Annotated in this window: 15 protein-coding genes; 13 read left to right on the top strand and 2 right to left on the bottom strand. The window is 48.4% G+C overall.

Annotated elements, in window-relative coordinates:
• Window positions 1-38: 38 nt before the first annotated feature.
• Both ACFS25_RS13510 and ACFS25_RS13505 read left to right on the top strand, forming a co-directional pair.
• A complete protein-coding gene (locus ACFS25_RS13510) occupies window positions 39-1,841 on the top strand; it encodes a thiamine pyrophosphate-dependent enzyme (protein ID WP_381501520.1) in 1,803 nt (600 codons plus the stop codon).
• 325 nt (window positions 1,842-2,166) lie between these two features.
• The gene (locus ACFS25_RS13505) at window positions 2,167-2,841 is read left to right on the top strand and encodes a hypothetical protein (RefSeq protein WP_381501517.1); all 675 of its coding nucleotides are present in this window, start codon (window positions 2,167-2,169) and stop codon (window positions 2,839-2,841) included.
• Window positions 2,842-2,943: 102 nt separating this feature from the next.
• On the opposite strand, the gene ACFS25_RS13500 is transcribed toward ACFS25_RS13505, so the two are convergent.
• Both ACFS25_RS13500 and ACFS25_RS13495 read right to left on the bottom strand, forming a co-directional pair.
• On the bottom strand, window positions 2,944-3,246 hold the full coding sequence (locus ACFS25_RS13500; protein WP_381501514.1) for a hypothetical protein: 303 nt from the start codon (window positions 3,244-3,246) through the stop codon (window positions 2,944-2,946).
• A 565-nt stretch (window positions 3,247-3,811) separates the two neighbouring features.
• Window positions 3,812-3,973 (bottom strand): lmo0937 family membrane protein, encoded by a 162-nt coding sequence (locus tag ACFS25_RS13495; RefSeq protein WP_381501511.1) that lies wholly within the window; start codon window positions 3,971-3,973, stop codon window positions 3,812-3,814.
• A gap of 712 nt (window positions 3,974-4,685) precedes the next feature.
• Here ACFS25_RS13495 and ACFS25_RS13490 point away from each other — a divergent pair.
• From ACFS25_RS13490 to ACFS25_RS13440, 11 genes are all read left to right on the top strand, one after another.
• Complete coding sequence (locus ACFS25_RS13490) at window positions 4,686-5,114, top strand: response regulator (RefSeq protein WP_381501508.1); 429 nt, start codon at window positions 4,686-4,688, stop codon at window positions 5,112-5,114.
• Between the two features lie 147 nt (window positions 5,115-5,261).
• A complete protein-coding gene (locus tag ACFS25_RS13485; protein WP_381501505.1) occupies window positions 5,262-5,648 on the top strand; it encodes a hypothetical protein in 387 nt (128 codons plus the stop codon).
• 481 nt (window positions 5,649-6,129) lie between these two features.
• Window positions 6,130-10,557 carry a CusA/CzcA family heavy metal efflux RND transporter gene (locus ACFS25_RS13480; protein WP_381501502.1) on the top strand — a complete coding sequence of 1,476 codons (4,428 nt, stop codon included), beginning with the start codon at window positions 6,130-6,132 and terminating at the stop codon, window positions 10,555-10,557.
• A 2-nt stretch (window positions 10,558-10,559) separates the two neighbouring features.
• On the top strand, window positions 10,560-11,807 hold the full coding sequence (locus tag ACFS25_RS13475; RefSeq protein ID WP_381501499.1) for an efflux RND transporter periplasmic adaptor subunit: 1,248 nt from the start codon (window positions 10,560-10,562) through the stop codon (window positions 11,805-11,807).
• 1 nt (window position 11,808) lies between these two features.
• The gene (locus ACFS25_RS13470) at window positions 11,809-12,513 is read left to right on the top strand and encodes a VIT1/CCC1 transporter family protein (RefSeq protein ID WP_381501496.1); all 705 of its coding nucleotides are present in this window, start codon (window positions 11,809-11,811) and stop codon (window positions 12,511-12,513) included.
• Between the two features lie 23 nt (window positions 12,514-12,536).
• Window positions 12,537-12,950, top strand: a complete 414-nt coding sequence (locus ACFS25_RS13465; protein ID WP_381501494.1) for a hypothetical protein — start codon at window positions 12,537-12,539, stop codon at window positions 12,948-12,950.
• A gap of 160 nt (window positions 12,951-13,110) precedes the next feature.
• The gene (locus tag ACFS25_RS13460; protein WP_381501491.1) at window positions 13,111-13,650 is read left to right on the top strand and encodes a Rieske 2Fe-2S domain-containing protein; all 540 of its coding nucleotides are present in this window, start codon (window positions 13,111-13,113) and stop codon (window positions 13,648-13,650) included.
• Between the two features lie 36 nt (window positions 13,651-13,686).
• The gene (locus ACFS25_RS13455; RefSeq protein ID WP_381501488.1) at window positions 13,687-14,136 is read left to right on the top strand and encodes a thioredoxin family protein; all 450 of its coding nucleotides are present in this window, start codon (window positions 13,687-13,689) and stop codon (window positions 14,134-14,136) included.
• Complete coding sequence (locus tag ACFS25_RS13450; RefSeq protein ID WP_381501485.1) at window positions 14,133-15,086, top strand: FAD:protein FMN transferase; 954 nt, start codon at window positions 14,133-14,135, stop codon at window positions 15,084-15,086. Before ACFS25_RS13455 ends, ACFS25_RS13450 begins: the two co-directional genes overlap by 4 nt.
• A 20-nt stretch (window positions 15,087-15,106) precedes the next feature.
• Window positions 15,107-15,337 (top strand): DUF4266 domain-containing protein, encoded by a 231-nt coding sequence (locus ACFS25_RS13445; protein ID WP_381501480.1) that lies wholly within the window; start codon window positions 15,107-15,109, stop codon window positions 15,335-15,337.
• Window positions 15,338-15,349: 12 nt separating this feature from the next.
• Window positions 15,350-16,555: a DUF3570 domain-containing protein gene (locus tag ACFS25_RS13440; RefSeq protein ID WP_381501477.1), complete on the top strand. Its 1,206-nt coding sequence runs from the start codon at window positions 15,350-15,352 to the stop codon at window positions 16,553-16,555.
• Window positions 16,556-16,699: the final 144 nt, after the last annotated feature.

The following is a 16,699-nucleotide window of genomic DNA, read 5'->3' as shown; positions in this document are numbered from 1 at the left end:
CAGGTTGAAACCAGTGTTAATAAACGGCTGCCAGACTTATGGCAAAAACAGGAGGAGACCTTTTAATCGAACGATTAATTGAATGGGGAGTAGATACCATTTTTGGCCTGCCCGGCGATGGAATCAACGGACTTTTTGAGTCGCTGCGTACCCATCAGGACCAGATTCGCTTTATTCAGGTGCGTCACGAAGAAGCCGCGGCTTTTATGGCGGCTGGATATGCTAAGTTCACGGGTAAGCTGGGCGTTTGCATGGCTACTTCCGGCTGCGGTGGGCTGCATCTGCTCAATGGCTTGTACGATGCCAAGTATGATGGTCAGCCCGTACTTGCCATTACCGGGCATACTTACCACGATATTAGCGGCTCTTTCTATCAGCAGGATGCCGATCTGACGAAAGTATTTATGGATCTGGCGCCCTATAATGAGCGAATTATGGGACCAGACCATGTGGTGAATGCCGTGGATCAGGCCATTCGCACAGCACTTGGGCAGCGCACGGTTTCACACCTGTCGTTTCCTAAAGACTTTCAGGAATGGACAACCAGCGATGATACCCGTTCGATGCCTAATATTAAAGGCCATACGAGCGTGCTAAAAGTTAGCGTCAACATAACCCCCGACCTTATCCAGTTACAGCGAGCCGCCGACCTTATCAATGCGGGTAAAAAAGTGGTTATTTTGGCTGGTCGTGGTGCACTTGATGCCCGCGGTGAAGTTGTTCAATTGGCCGAAACGGTTGGTGGACCCATTATCAAAGCGTTGTTGGGGAAAGCAGTTGTTCCCGATGATAGTCCATACACCACAGGCGGCATTGGGTTACTGGGTACGGCCCCCTCGCAGGACGCTATGGAAGAATGCGATACGCTGGTGATGATTGGCACTCACTTTCCTTATCTGGAGTATTATCCAAAACCCGGTCAGGCCCAGACTATACAAATGGATCTTGATGCCACACACATCGGTATGAGAACGCCGGTCGATGTGGGCTTGGTTGGCGATAGCAAAACTATTCTTCAGGCGCTGTTACCACTGATAAATCGCAAGGAGGAACGCCATTTTCTGGAGAAAGCGCAGGAGCGTATGAGCTTCTGGCGAGACCTGATGACCGAACGCGGAACACAGTCGGCTATACCAATGAAACCGCAGGTGGTACCACATTTGATAAGCCCGTTGCTCGACGATGACGCAATTATCACCTGCGATTGCGGCAACAATACGACCTGGGCGGCCCGCCATATTCAGCTACGGGGTACGATGCAGTTTTCGACCTCCGGTTTACTGGCAACGATGGGATCTGGTTTGCCCTATGCCATTGCGGCTTCGGTAGCTTATCCGGGTCGGCAAGTTGTTGCCCTGGTGGGCGATGGTGGATTTACGATGCTAATGGGCGAAATGGCCACGGCAGTCAAATATAAACTTCCGATCAAAGTATTTATCTTTCATAACAATTCGTTTGGTCAGATTAAGTGGGAGCAGATTGTATTGGAAGGTAATCCCGAATTTGGCGTTGATATTCAGTCAATTGACTTTGCTGCCTATGCGCGAGCCTGTGGTGCCACCGGTTTTACTATCGACGACCCAGCCAATGCAGCCGGGATCATTCAACAGGCGTTAGCCCATGACGGACCAGTGATTGTGGACGCTATTGTGGATCAGAATGAACCGCCCATGCCAGGGAAAATTACAACCGATCAAGCTATTGCGCTGACGAAAGCCTTGATCCGGGGTGAACGGGATAGCGGTGACATTATCAAAAATATTATCGGAAATCAGTTTAGCGAAGCCGTTGCCACCAAGGGCCGAAGTCTGCTTACCGTGTTGCCAGGTATTGGAAAATAATTCATCGTCAATTGGAGGGGACAAGACTATTGCGCTCTTTGGAATGAGCTTGGGTAGTAGCCAAAATCAGTGCTGTTCCCTCTGATTGACGACTGATCAGCGAAGTGTCGAATGGTAGCTACGGTTTAAATATAAACGATCCAGTCAATACCATTACAAGTCATGCTATCAACATAAGTGAACACTGCGGATTTTATACCACTTTTACGGGATAACCGAATCGTAGCTTGCTGACCACTGGTTAGCCTCAATAAGTACGGCCCTTTTTTGAGATAAAAGACCGATTATGAGAAGATCACTTTACCGTTGGCTCACTGGATTAGTCATGATGACTGCAACGTGTGCCCATGCTCAGGTTGAGTATAATACAGTCCAGAATATTCGCATTTATGCCCCTGCCTTTACACCTTACAATACGGTTGACGGATCACCGTATGTGCCCAGCGATACGGTGCAAAATGGCTGGCTGGTAAATGGTAAAAAACGAATGCCTGCTAAATTACGCTACAATACTTACACAGGGGTTGTCGAATATGTTCAGGATGGCAAATTGTTAACGCCCATTACTTCAATTGCTGAATTCGCAATTCTGGCGGCTGACACCATGCATTTTCAAAAAGGCTTTCCAGCTACTCAGGAACGGTCTGTTAATGATTTTTATCAGATTCTTTTCGATGGGCGAAAGACTAAACTTGTCAAATACATTTCCGCTACGATTAAGACCAATACCGATGCCATGCACGACGACTTCGGGAAGAAGAAGTTTCAATTCCGTGAAGCGTATTATGTTTGGGTTGCCAACGGAGCATTACCGTCGGGAAATAGTTTTCTTACTCTATCTGAAGGAGAAATGAAATCGGTTCTGGCTAGCAAAAAATCGCTGATTACGGCACTGCCACAGAAAGCCGAACCCATCGAACATTATGTAGCCGACCAGAAGATAAAAGTGAAATCTTGGGCTGAATTTGCCCGCGTACTGAGCTATCTGGAGATGCACTAGTAGAGATCACCCCGTCGGGATGAGTGGAGCGTTACACCCGGCCAAAACCCGAATTGAATGAACTTTGTCCCTGCTGCACGGAGTGGAGCGATAGTTGGGAAATTAAATAAATAGCCAATTAAGTAATGACCCCAACACTGTTAAGCCTGCAATAGCCACCGTTGTGAACAACCCAATTTCACTCCGTGTCAAACTATACATAAGATTCTTATTATCATCCAACCCCAGGCAACTACTTTGAGAGAACCAGCTGGATGACGTGTTGATTACAGAGGAAACCAAAGACAAACGACTTCCGTTGCTGGCTGCTAACAACTCATCCAACTGGCGACTATTACCTTGTCGATCGGCGGATATTGCAATCGTTGACATAGAGGGCCGGTCGGTGAAAATAAGTGAATTCATGATTTAGGATAAATGCTTAATCTGTCAAGGCTTGACTACTTTTTGTTGCCTAATGAGGCTACAAGATTCATCAATTGTTGTCAGTCAACGCGAAACCATTCGATGAACTGTAGGTTTTGCACGTTTTTTGGCCGAAAAGCCGGGAGCCCGTTAGTAGGACGAATACAGTGCTCAAGTCACACCCGATCTATTGTAATCTATTCCTGACTCATCATCGAGTCTGAACGTCCCAGTCCAGCCTGTTTAGCTGCGTATAAGTTCAGCTAGTACAGCTCATTACTCAGGAGCGACATTATGTCCAGCAACATGAAAATGCCCTCCGTTTGTAGGTACTACCCAATCAGACTAGCCAGCAAGGCGGCAAAAACATTGCCTGTGTAATTGAATGTTTCGTTTCGACGCACTCGTCCGTCAAGCGCTTTTTGCTGGAGAGTCAATATTCTTGGATCAGCTTCTTGATGGTTTTTTAAATTAAACTCCCTTAGTATCTGTATCAATATAACGCCTGACTACTTACAAGAAATAGCCAGGCGTTCAATAATAAATAGTGATACTAATTCAACGGCTAAACACTTCGGCCTTGAATTAACCGTAGAATGATCATGATGACAGCAATAACCAGCAGCACATGGATAATTCCACCCAAGCCAAAGCTGTTAAACCCTAAAAAACCCAGTAGCCAAATAATAATAAGTACTACTGCAATTGTGTACAATAAATTTCCCATTTGTCTGTAAAATTAGGTGTTTGAAATCTTAAACGGTAAACATTAAAAATGGTTTTAAAAAAGTATTAATCGGTTAAACAAGTTGAACCACTAGATAAAATGAGAACTGAATATGTAAACTTTATACCAGAGTCTTGTTTGATCTGTTATAACTCATTAGCTAGCTAAATCACTGTGCGCCAAGGATCATTAATTATTATTCTGCTTGTCGGTAGTTTACTTTGTTTCATGGGGTATTGCGTCGCGCTTATTGACTGGGTGCAGGATTATAGAACAGGTGTTTACGCACGTAATCGTCTGGAAGCCGGCCTTGAGACATCAGCCCTCTGCGTATATACTTATTCAGCCATTCGTTTTATGAAATGTAAGATTACCTTTTATAAGTGACGAAAAAGGAGCTACTTCATGTAAGGCTTTTAACGATTTGCTCTCTGGGTCATTTGACTATTAGCAGCAATCAAAGGTGACGTAATTCAGCCAGTGACAAGCGTCTTTTAGTCAACAGAAATACCATCAACATAATCGTTTCTGCTACTACAGAATTGCTTCAGAATTGCTAAATAAATTCGCCTTTTTTATAACTTTTCAAATCTATTCGCCTATTGAACACTAATTACTACAACATAAACTAGTCATTTTTAACCAGTAGGTTAAGTCTATGTGTCTAGTGGATGGGAGTATAAAGACTTACTCACTGTCAATTTATTTCTGCGTGAAGCGATCCTTATTTATCCTGGTGGTTGAAGACAACCCTGATCATCAACTTCTCATTGGCTATAGCTTACGGGCTAGTATACCCCAGGCAGAACCTGTTTTTAAGGCCACCGCTTCAGAGACCCTTCTCTATTTGGAGAGCTGCTGGGAGAACCAAAGCCTTTTTCCAAAACTGGTCTTACTCGAGGTTAATTTACCCCATCCTGAAATAGGCTGGCAGTTGCTGAAAGAAATAAGGACGCGCTACGCCCGTCTGCCGGTGCTGGTTTTAAGTTCTTATCAGGGACCGGATTATGTTCAGCAGGCATATGAGCTGGGGGCTCATTCCTTTATTGAGAAGCCGCTTAATTTATCGGATTGGGAAAACCACTTTCAAGCATTGGGTGCGTACTGGCTAGGCGTTGTTACCCTGGCCGACAAGTATTGAGATAGGCATAAGAGTGAGCCAGTAGCGCAGGAAAGAAACAACGGTATCAAGTTCATAGAAGTAGAACATTTCTAAATTGATGAAATAATTGGAGTTTGGAAAACTTTCCTATAATGGCTGTGTTAGCCCTATAATATCGTAGAGAGCATGAGATCAGTTGTTGCCTTTGTGTTAGCGTGCTGGATGCTGGGTGGGAGTTTGCTCCCCGGCTTTGGCATTGATCAGTCGGCCCACTGGGGCGATTTGATGCTCCACTATCAGCAACATCAGGAGACAGAGCCTAGTCTGAGCTTTACCGAGTTTCTCAAAATGCACTACGGAGCTAACTCCGAACACCAGAAACACCCCAATCACTCGCACCAGAATTTACCGTCCAGTAGTCATTCTGTGCCGGTTTACACTCCAAATGCCGTTCGGCTGGTAGCTATTTCCCCCGTGCAATTCCTAATTTCTGCCAAAGCAGATTTCTTCCGCAAGGCAGATCTCTATGCCTTTCTGGCGGTTTTTGCCCTCATTAACCCCCCCCGAGCGTAATCATTTTGCGCCCCTGGCCGAAGTGGGTCCGTACGGTTCGTGTGTGACGTCTGCTCGCCCATCTTAATCTCTGTCAAGTCTATTGGTCAATCGATTAGTATAACCTCAATTACCGGCTCAGCCACGCTTTAGTTATCAGTTTACTGGTTCACTCTACCCAGAGGTGACAAGTACGGCTGACCAAGTCGTTTCGCCAATGTATTCTGCCTAAACAACTAACGCATCTGACTGGATACACTCAGCCTGTATCAACACTGTTTTATCAACTGATTTATTGCTCGCTTATTCATCCTTAAGACATCCTTCCGCTGATTACAAATCAGACCGGAGAGCAGGGCGAACAATTAATAGGTTGCCTAACTAAAAAAGGTGGCTCGTTCAATTTTATAGTCAATAGCGTATTTACCAAATAAGTTAGGCCGCCCGATTTATTTAGTCACTAATCCAATCCCGCTCCATAACGTCTACTAACCTTACACGTATGCTCAATGCGATTATCCATTTTTCCATCCGTAACAAACTCATTATCGGCCTGTTCACCCTCGCTCTGGTGGGTTGGGGAGTCTGGTCGGCTACCCAATTGCCCATTGATGCCGTGCCCGATATTACCAATAACCAGGTGCAGGTTATTACCAGCAGCCCATCGCTGGCGGCTGAAGACATTGAGCGACTGGTAACATTTCCAATCGAGGTTAGTCTGTCCAATATTCCGGGCATTACCGAACTCCGTTCTTTCTCGCGCTTTGGCCTGTCGATTGTCACGGTGGTCTTTACCGACGCAACGGATGTGTACTGGGCTCGCCAGCAGATCGCCGAGCGATTGCAAAACGTAGTTGGACAGATTCCACCTGGAGTTGGTACGCCAACGATGGCTCCGGTCACGACGGGTCTGGGTGAAATTTTTCAGTATGCGGTTGTCCCAAAGAAAGGCTATGAAAACAAATACTCCCTCACCGACCTACGAACCATTCAGGACTGGACTATCCGGCGCGGGCTACTGGGTACGCCCGGTGTAGCTGATGTTAGCGGGTTCGGGGGGCTGCTAAAGCAGTATGAAATTGCCGTTGACCCCGATCGACTCCGTAGCGTGGGTATTACGATTACTGATATTTTTACCGCCCTGCAACAGAACAACCAGAACACAGGTGGGGCGTATATCGATAAAAAACCGAATGCCTTTTTCATTCGTTCAGATGGCCTGATTAGCTCAGCCAATGACATCGCTGATATTGTTATTCGCCTGAATACGCAGGGCCGGGGTGCCGGACTTCTCCCGATTCGGGTTCGTGATGTGGCTCAGGTGACAATCGGTTCAGCCGTGCGCTACGGAGCCGTAACCCGAAACGGGGAGGGTGAAACCGTGGGCGCGGTGGTGATGATGATAAAAGGTGATAACTCTTCGGCTGTCATTAAACGGGTGAAGACTAAAATCGCTGAAATTCAGAAGACACTCCCCGTCGGTGTGCAGATCATTCCCTTTCTGGACCGGACCAAGATGGTCAACAGTGCCATCGGAACCGTTGAACGTAACTTGTTGGAAGGGGCCACGATTGTTATTTTCGTTTTGGTGCTGCTGCTGGGCAACTTCCGGGCGGGTTTCGTGGTGGCTTCCGTAATTCCACTAGCCCTGCTGTTCGCCATTTCGATGATGAACCTGTTCGGTGTATCGGGTAACCTGATGAGTCTGGGAGCTATTGATTTTGGCCTTATTGTGGATGGAGCCGTCATTATTGTCGAAGCGACACTGCACCACATTACCCAGCGCAACAAAGACAAAACCCTCACGCAGCAGGAAATGGATGATGAAGTCTTCCTGTCAGCGGGTCGAATTCGCTCATCGGCGGCTTTCGGGGAAATTATTATCCTGATCGTATACCTGCCCATTCTGGCCCTTTCGGGCATTGAGGGCAAGATGTTTCGGCCCATGGCTTTAACAGTCGCGTTTGCCATTCTGGGTGCGTTTATCCTCTCGCTGACTTACGTACCAATGATTTCAGCCCTGGTGCTGAGTAAGACCATTGTGCATAAGGAAACTTTCTCCGACAAGATCATGAAGCGTATTCAAGGGGTTTATGAACCCTTGCTGCTCCGAGCGCTGAAGCACCCACTGCTTATTCTGAGTAGTGCAGTAGCCCTGCTGGTCCTGGCCGTTTTCTTATTCAGCCGGATGGGGGGCGAGTTCATTCCCCAGCTTGATGAAGGTGATTTTGCTGTCGATACCAGAACCCTGACGGGTAGTTCGCTCTCTGAAACAGTAGATGCCACTCAGAAAGCCGAGCGCATTTTACTGACCCAATTTCCTGAGGTTGAGCAGGTCGTGGCGAAAATTGGATCGGGCGAAATCCCTACTGATCCAATGCCCATAGAAGCATCAGATCTGATGGTTATTCTCAAACCAAAAGACGAATGGACCTCGGCTACCACCCGCGATGAACTGGCGGGAAAGATGGCTAAAGCGTTGTCGGTAGTTCCGGGTGTAACGTTCGGGTTTCAGCAACCTGTGCAGATGCGCTTTAACGAACTCATGACGGGTGCCCGCCAGGATGTGGCCCTGAAAATTTACGGGGACGATCTAAAACAACTGACTAAATTGGGCGAAGAAGTAGGTGGCCTTGTTCGTACCATTGAGGGAGCGAAAGATTTGTACATTGAGCAGGTTGGGGGTTTATCACAGATTCTAATTAAACTCGACCGCGCTCAGATTGCCAAATTTGGCCTCAACGTGAGCGATGTCAACCGAGTTATAAATACAGCGTTTGCCGGGCAGTCGGCGGGGTTGGTATTTGAGGGAGAAAAGCGGTTTGACCTGGTCGTTCGTCTGGCGGCTGACAAGCGACAGAGCCTGGAGGACATACGCAATGTGTATGTGTCAGGTCCCGCTGGACCCTTCGGTCCGGGACAGCAGATTCCCTTAAACCAGATTGCTCAGGTCACGATGGAGCAGGCTCCCAACCAGATTCAGCGGGACAATACCCATCGGCGTATCACGCTGGGTTTCAACGTTCGGGGCAGAGACGTGGAAACTATCGTGGCTGAATTGCAACAAAAAGTCGGACAACGAATCAAGTTCCCGCCCGGATATTACATTACGTATGGCGGTCAATTTCAGAATCTGGTGGATGCCAAACAACGGTTGAGCGTTGCTGTACCGATTGCTCTGATTCTTATTTTCGCGTTGCTGTTTTTCACGTTCGAATCTGTCCGGCAAAGCTTGTTGATCTTCATGGCTATTCCAATGGCCGCTATTGGGGGTGTATTTGCCCTGCTGTTGCGGGGAATGCCATTCAGTATTTCGGCGGGCGTGGGCTTCATTGCGCTCTTCGGGGTCTCTGTACTCAACGGAATTGTGCTGATTGCTGAATTCAATCGACTTCGTCATGAGGAAGGGTTAACAGACTTAATCGAAATCATCCGGCAGGGTGCCGAAGTCCGATTGCGCCCAGTAATTATGACTGCTCTAGTGGCATCGTTTGGGTTTATCCCAATGGCCATCTCCAACTCAGCCGGAGCTGAAGTGCAAAAACCGCTGGCTACCGTTGTGATTGGCGGTCTTCTCACAGCTACGCTGCTGACCCTGATCGTATTGCCCATTCTGTATTCACTTTCGGAGCGAAAAGCGGTGAAGAAAGAAGCCGAAGCTGCTCAAAAATCGAGTGCTAAACCTTCTGCAACGGTCACAACGATACTGATTCTGCTCCTCCTGTCAACAGGCGGCTGGGCACAAGTCGCTCCTGTACAGATGATTACGCTGGATCAGGCGTTGCAGCAGGCTGGTAACCGAAATGCGCAACTCCAAATTGCCGGATTAGGCGTCAATCAGCAACAGGCGCTCCGGCGAACAGCCTACGATGCCGGACGGCTTTCGGTGCTAGCCATGCTGGGTCAGTACAACAGCCGCCGATTCGATAACAACCTGACCATCACCCAAACCATTCCGAATCCAACCCTAATGCGCCGACTGGCTAACCTGAATGATCAAACAGTTAGTGCGCGAGAAACGGGCGTTGTGGCTACCCGAAACGATGTGCAGTATCAGGTTAAATCGGCTTATTACGAGATAAACTACCTGTACCAGAAAAGCCGGTTATTTCAGCAACAGGATACGATTTTAGCCGAATTTGTGAAAGCTGCCAATCTCCGGTTTAAAACGGGTGAAACGGGTAGTTTGGAAAAAGCAACAGCTGAGAGCCAACTGGCCGATCAGCGCGTTCGGCTGACCCAGAATGAAGCAAATCTAACAGCCAGCCGCACTCAGTTGCAAACGCTGCTCTATAGCCCGCAGCCAGTAAACTTATCTTCCGAGCCGCTGCCGAAACTTACATTATCGGTAGTAGAAGACAGTCTGGCGTTGTCGCGAAATCCGCTTCTGCGCCAGCGTCAGCAGCAGGTTCAGGTCGCCCAGCAAACCAGGCTGGTTGAACAGGCGCGTCTCAAACCCGATTTTCTAGTGGGCTTTTTCAGCCAGACGCTCACGGGTAGTCAGTTGATTAACGGGCAGGAATTATATTTCGGGCCGGGCTATCGGTTCAACGGCGGTCAACTCGGCGTTACGTTGCCACTACTCGGTCAGGCGCAAAAATCGCGGATCAATGCGGCCCGCATCGGCGAGCAAATTGCGCAGACGGATCTGGACAATCAGCGATTCGCACTCGATCAGCAATTGCAACAGGCTGTGCGGCAATATGAACAGTATCGGAATACCCTGACGTATTACGAAGCGAATGGCCTGCCGCAGGCGGGGCTAATTCAAACTAACGCCCGGCGCGCCTTTAGCGGTGGCGACATTGGCTACGTCGAATTCTCGCTCGCCCTTCAGCAAGCCCTAACTATACGTTCCAATTACCTCGACCTGCTCAATCAGTACAATCAATCGGTTCTTTACATTAACTACCTGCTGGGTAATCCCTGACCATGCCAACAAAATTTAACGCCTACAGACTGCAAACGGGCCATTATCAACTCATTACGTTTATGTTTCTGAGTACGTTGTTCCTGCTTTCGGGGTGTGGGTCAGCCGGGAGTGAAGCCGATACGGCAAGCACCGGGCAACCGGCAATGTCGGATTCGACCGGGACAAAAAAAGATTCATCGGGGAATGGCCCCATCCGGGTTTTACTGACGCAGGCCCAATATGAGGTAGCGTCCATAAAACTTGGCCAACCAACGCTCCGCACGTTAAGCACCACCTTGAAAGTAAACGGTACAATTGACGTACCCGCACAGAATATGGTATCGGTGTCGGTTCCGTTTGGGGGATATATCCGGCAAATCGACCTGGAACCGGGTATGCGGGTGCGCAAAGGCCAGCCACTGGTTGTACTGGAAAATCCCGACTATATTCAGTTTCAGCAGGATTATCTGGATATTAAAGCCAAACTGGAGTACGCTGATCTGGAGTTTGCCCGCCAGCAGGAGCTAAGTCGTGATAACGTTAACGCCCTGAAAATTTTTCAGCAAGTCCGGTCCAATCGACAGAGTTTACAGGCACAGCTGGCGGGTATGGCTCAACGACTAGCTATTTTACGGATTAATCCGGCTAACCTTAGTCCCACGCATCTTACTCGTGTCGTCACTATTCCTTCGCCCGTATCGGGTTTCGTTACCAATGTTCCCGTCAACAATGGTCGATTCATTACGCCTGCTGATGTGCTGGTTGAAATTACCAATGTCGATCATTTGCACGTTCGGCTTAGTATTTTCGAGAAAGACATTAGCCAGATACGTACCGGGCAGATCATCCGATTTGGGATGGGGGGTGACGCGTCGCTGGCTCATCGGGGTGAAATTTTCCTGATTGGCAAGTCTATCGCGTCCGACCGCACAATCTCTGTGCTGGCTCACCCGGACGGTTATGCGAACGATTTTATTCCGGGCGGCTACGTCTCAGCCCAAGTTGACGTAAAAACCCAGCCCCTACCGGCACTACCCGAATCGGCGGTGGTTAGCTACGGTGGTAAATCGCTCATTTACGTGCTGGAAAAAAAGCAGACAAATCCGGTAACCTATCAGTTTCGGCAGATAGATGTCAAAACGGGCGTTCATGAAAACGGGTACATAGCGGTTACACTACCGCCGAATGTGAATCCCCGGCTAACACCGATTGTGATAAATGGCACCTATAGTTTATTGGCCAAATTAAATAACAGCGAAGAAGAGTAACATGACGAACATCAACCATAGCCCCCATACGGAGCAGCACCTTCGTAGTTCCGACGTGATTTCTGACGTTGTCATTGGCATGTCGGATGGGCTGACAGTACCGTTTGCGCTGGCAGCGGGTTTGAGCGGAGCCGTTGCCAGTTCGTCGCTAATTGTCACAGCGGGCATCGCCGAAATCGTTGCCGGGTCCATCGCTATGGGCCTGGGTGGGTATCTGGCGGGCCGCACCGAAGCTGACCATTACGATTCGGAACGTCGGCGGGAAATGACAGAGGTGGAAACGGTGCCGGAACGCGAAAAAGAAGAGGTCCGCGAGGTGTTTGCTGATATGGGTCTTTCCTTCACTCTGCAAATGGCCATTGCCGATGAGCTGGCTAAGGATAAAACCAAGTGGGTAGACTTCATGATGCAATACGAACTGGGACTGGATAAGCCGGACCCGAATCGGGCGACGAAAAGCGCGTTGACCATTGGCTTGTCGTATGTAGTTGGAGGACTGCTGCCTCTGTCGCCTTATTTTATACTAGCCAGACCTCACGACGCTTTACTGTATTCGTGCGGGCTAACGCTGATTTGTTTGTTCATCTTCGGCTATTTTAAAAGCAAGGTTACCGGACAACCCCCCATTAGTGGCGCGCTTAAAGTAATGCTGATTGGCGCACTAGCCGCTGCGGCTGCCTTTGGGGTGGCTCGCTTAATTCAATAGAGTACTAATTGAGCCATTTACGCATGAAGCCAATTCAATATATCACCCATCAAAATACCGTCTGGTATAATGTAACGGATTATACGAGGCTGCTGGTGGATACCCACACAATTTGGGCTGTAAGGCCATCGTCACCCCGCAAGCGCCACAGACAGCCAAAAACGCCGACTGAGGTTGTGCTGGCTAAAGTAAATCGGTTAAGCCCGGTTTATCAAATTCAGCTTAATCAGGAGATCTACGTGGACTGGGTTATTTTTGAACATCTCTACCGGTTGCTGAAGCCCTTTCTGGTTCAGCCAGATGATTGGACAAATTCAACCAGCTTCTTCCGGCAAATTCTGGTTTTCATTGATCGGCCCAAACGTTTACTTGAACCACTTAATCCGACAACCATCAGTGCTTATTTCACGGAAATACACCTTGAGCAATCTTATTAGTGAATGAAACCCCCACGTGAACTGATCGTTTAATGACTGTCTTTCTCTGCATCATCTGTCCTTCCCCGTCATTTTGCGAATGAGTAATTGCCACGCTTGAGAACTACCTAGCGTATAGATGTATAAATACTCAACTAGTTGTTAACACCCACTGTAACTTATGACTCGATACGATTTTCTTAAATCGATGGGTTTCACCGGAGCGGCTCTGATGGCGGCTTTAACGTCCTGCGTTCGGCCAGAAGATACCGTCGTTAATGCCCTGACACTGGCGGGAATACAGAGCGGCACCGTTACTTCACCCACAACCAGTACCATTACGTTGCCAGTATCAGGCACCACCACAGCGCCCACAACCACCACTGCTACCAGTGGAACCGACTTGAGCACGATTACAAATCGGTTGCTAACTATAGACTTAACTACGTCTACCGCTTCGGCGCTTAAGGCCATTGGCGGCTACCTGGTGCAGAGCGGTATCGTGGTAGCCCAGGTTAGTTCAGGAACCTACGCAGCCGTGACGCAAACATGTAGTCACGAGCCTAAGAAGGCCATCATTTTCAATAAAACAGAGTTTTACTGCACTGTACACGGTGCTCGCTATGATCTGACGGGCAAAGGCAAGAATAGCTTCGGTAGCAAAGGTATTGCCGTTTACAAGGTAGCCACCGACGGCAAAACGCTGGTCGTTTATAGTTAGCAAATCTCAATTCATAAACAACAAATTAGAACCACCATGAAACTTGTACTAATAGCAATCTTTATATATCTGTTGCCGAACGCTCCTAACTGGCAACTCAATTTCGAGCAGGCAAAAACCGAAGCGGCCCAAACGCATAAATTTATTTTGCTGAATTTTTCCGGGTCGGACTGGTGCGGCCCCTGCATCAAACTTAAGAAAAACATTTTTGAGTCGGCGGAGTTTGGGCAGTTTGCCACCGACCACTTAGTGCTCGTACGGGCTGATTTCCCGCGATTGTCAAAAAATCAGTTAGAGGCTCGCCAAATAGCGCACAATGAATCGTTGGCTGAGAAATACAATCAACAGGGTAAATTCCCTTTCACTGTATTGCTCGATGCAAACGGCCACGTGTTGAAAGAATGGGATGGCTACCCGCAGTCCTTGACGGTATCCGCCTTTGTAGAGACTATACAATCTGCTACTGCTACATCGACAACGAAATGAGCCAGTTTCCCCGCATTCACCAACGGGTACAACGGCTGATGGGTAATCGGTTTGAGCTAAGCGTTGTCAGCCAGGATACCGACTGGGCAAACGATTGTCTCGATGAAGCCATTGTGGAAATCAGTCGTATTGAACGACTGCTGACAACGTATAACGATGAGAGTCAGACCAACCAGATTAATGCCAGCGCGGGTATTAGGCCAGTGCAGGTTGATGAGGAAGTGTTTGCGCTGATTGAGCGATCACTACGACTGTCGGTGCTGACCCAGGGAGCGTTCGACATTACATATGGCTCGATGGATAAACGCTTTTGGAATTTTGATACCACGCTAACCGCTTTACCTGATCAAAAAACTGCCCAGCGTATGGTTCGATTGATCAATTACCAAAACGTGTTGCTCAATGCTGAACAACGTACTGTTTTCCTGAAAGAAAAAGGCATGCGAATTGGTTTTGGCGGTATTGGTAAAGGGTACGCGGCTGAACAGGCCAAATGCATCCTGCGTAAGCGGGGCGTGGAGAATGGGATTGTCAATGCAGCCGGTGACCTGACAACCTGGGGAAGGCAACCCAATGGACAGGTCTGGACCATTGGTATTGCTGATCCTAACGGAACAACCCAACAGGCATTTTCGTATCTGGCTATCAGCGATATGGCCGTGGCGACATCGGGCAGCTACGAGAAATACGCCCTGATTAATGGCAAACGGTACGCCCATACAATTGATCCAAAAACGGGGTATCCGGTGTCAGGAATCAAAAGTGTAACCGTTATTGCCCCCAATGCTGAACTGGCCGATGCACTGGCTACTCCCGTAATGGTAATGGGCGTTCGGGTGGGGCTGGACCTGATAAATCAGATGCGGCACATTGCCTGTATTATTATTGACGATACCGATGCCCTGTATACATCAACCAATATTCGAATTACAGCGCCTGCCGCAGCTTAACTAACACAGACGATTTAGAAATGACTACGAAAAAAGAAATCACCCGGAACGCTTTATTGGCGGGAATTGTGCTACTCGGCCTGTCGGGTTGCACGACCGTCAAAGAGTATCAGAAAAACAGGATCAATGATGCCGAGATGGAGTTATCTGCCCGGAAGTCGGAAAAATTCGAGCAGAATTTCTATCTCTACCGAGAAGGTGCTGCCGGCGCTAACGGGGGTAAAAGTGGGGGAGGATGCGGCTGTAATTAAGCAAATCAATTAATGAAAAAAATCTGCATATCGGTTAGTCTGCTGCTTAGTTTACTTCGGGCGGGCTATGGCCAATCAGTCGCCCAGCCTGCTTATGAGACGCGCAAACTCAAAATTGAAGAGGTAAACTTAGTATCGGGTTATTACCATCAGGAAGGCAATAACTCCGCCGTGACGGGGGGCATCGGTACCGAAAAATTAACTGACTTTTCGGAATCAGTCGATCTGGTACTCAAAACTACCGACCGCCTGAATCGCCAGCATACAATTGCCTTTGATCTCAACATAGATCACTACACCTCGGCGTCGTCGGATAAGATAGATCCCTTAACGGTTTCGTCAGCCTCGCGGAGTGATACGCATATTTACCCATCACTAGCCTGGAACGTACACAACAGCGACCGACACACCACGCAGGGTATTGCCCTATCCTACTCGACCGAATATGATTATAAATCGTATGGGCTCAACCTTAATTTTGCCAAAACGTCGGCAGATAATAACCGGGAAATAAGCCTGAAAGCAGGGGCCTTTTTTGATACGTGGAAAGTGATTCTACCCGCCGAACTCAGGCCCGAAGGCTATGGGTCCGGAGCCCACGGCGACACCGACCCTGTTGATTACAAACCGCGCAATTCGTACAATTTGGGGCTATCTATTTCGCAGGTTATCAACAAACGCCTGCAAGTATTTCTAACTGTAGAACCGGCATTTCAGCAGGGATTGCTGAGCACGCCCTTTCACCGGATTTATTTTCAGGATGGCGCTGAAACGGTGGAGCGTTTGCCGGGCAGTCGCCTTAAACTGCCCATTGGACTCCGACTACACTACTTTTTGGGAGACAAGGTCATTCTGCGAACGTTTTACCGATATTACATTGACGACTGGGGTATGCAGGCGCATACGATCAATCTCGAAACGCCCATCAAGTTGACCTCGTTTGTATCGGTGAGTCCCTTTTACCGGTTCAGCCACCAAACCGCCGTGCGGTATTTTGCTTCTTATGGCCAGCACCGCCAAACCGATTCATACTACACCAGCGACTACGATATTTCTGGTTTCAATAGTCAATTTATCGGAACGGGACTTCGTTTGGCTCCCCCCGGTGGGCTGCTTGGCATTCCTCATTGGCAAAGCGTCGAACTTCGGTATGGGCACTACGTGCGAAGTACAGGCATGGTGGCTAATAGTCTTACATTACTGGCAAAGCTGAAATAAACGAACTGGTAAACCCGACTATATCACTACCTAAGATCAGGTTTACGGATGCCGTTGAGATCAAAAAAAAGCATCTGCCGCTCCCATGAGGGAGCGGCAGGAAAACCAGTGCTGGCAGTTTTTAGACGGTTTCAATTCCCGAAT

The organism is Spirosoma flavum (genome assembly GCF_042686045.1).
Lineage (GTDB): Bacteria > Bacteroidota > Bacteroidia > Cytophagales > Spirosomataceae > Spirosoma > Spirosoma flavum.
This window is presented reverse-complemented; position numbering and strand designations above follow the sequence as displayed.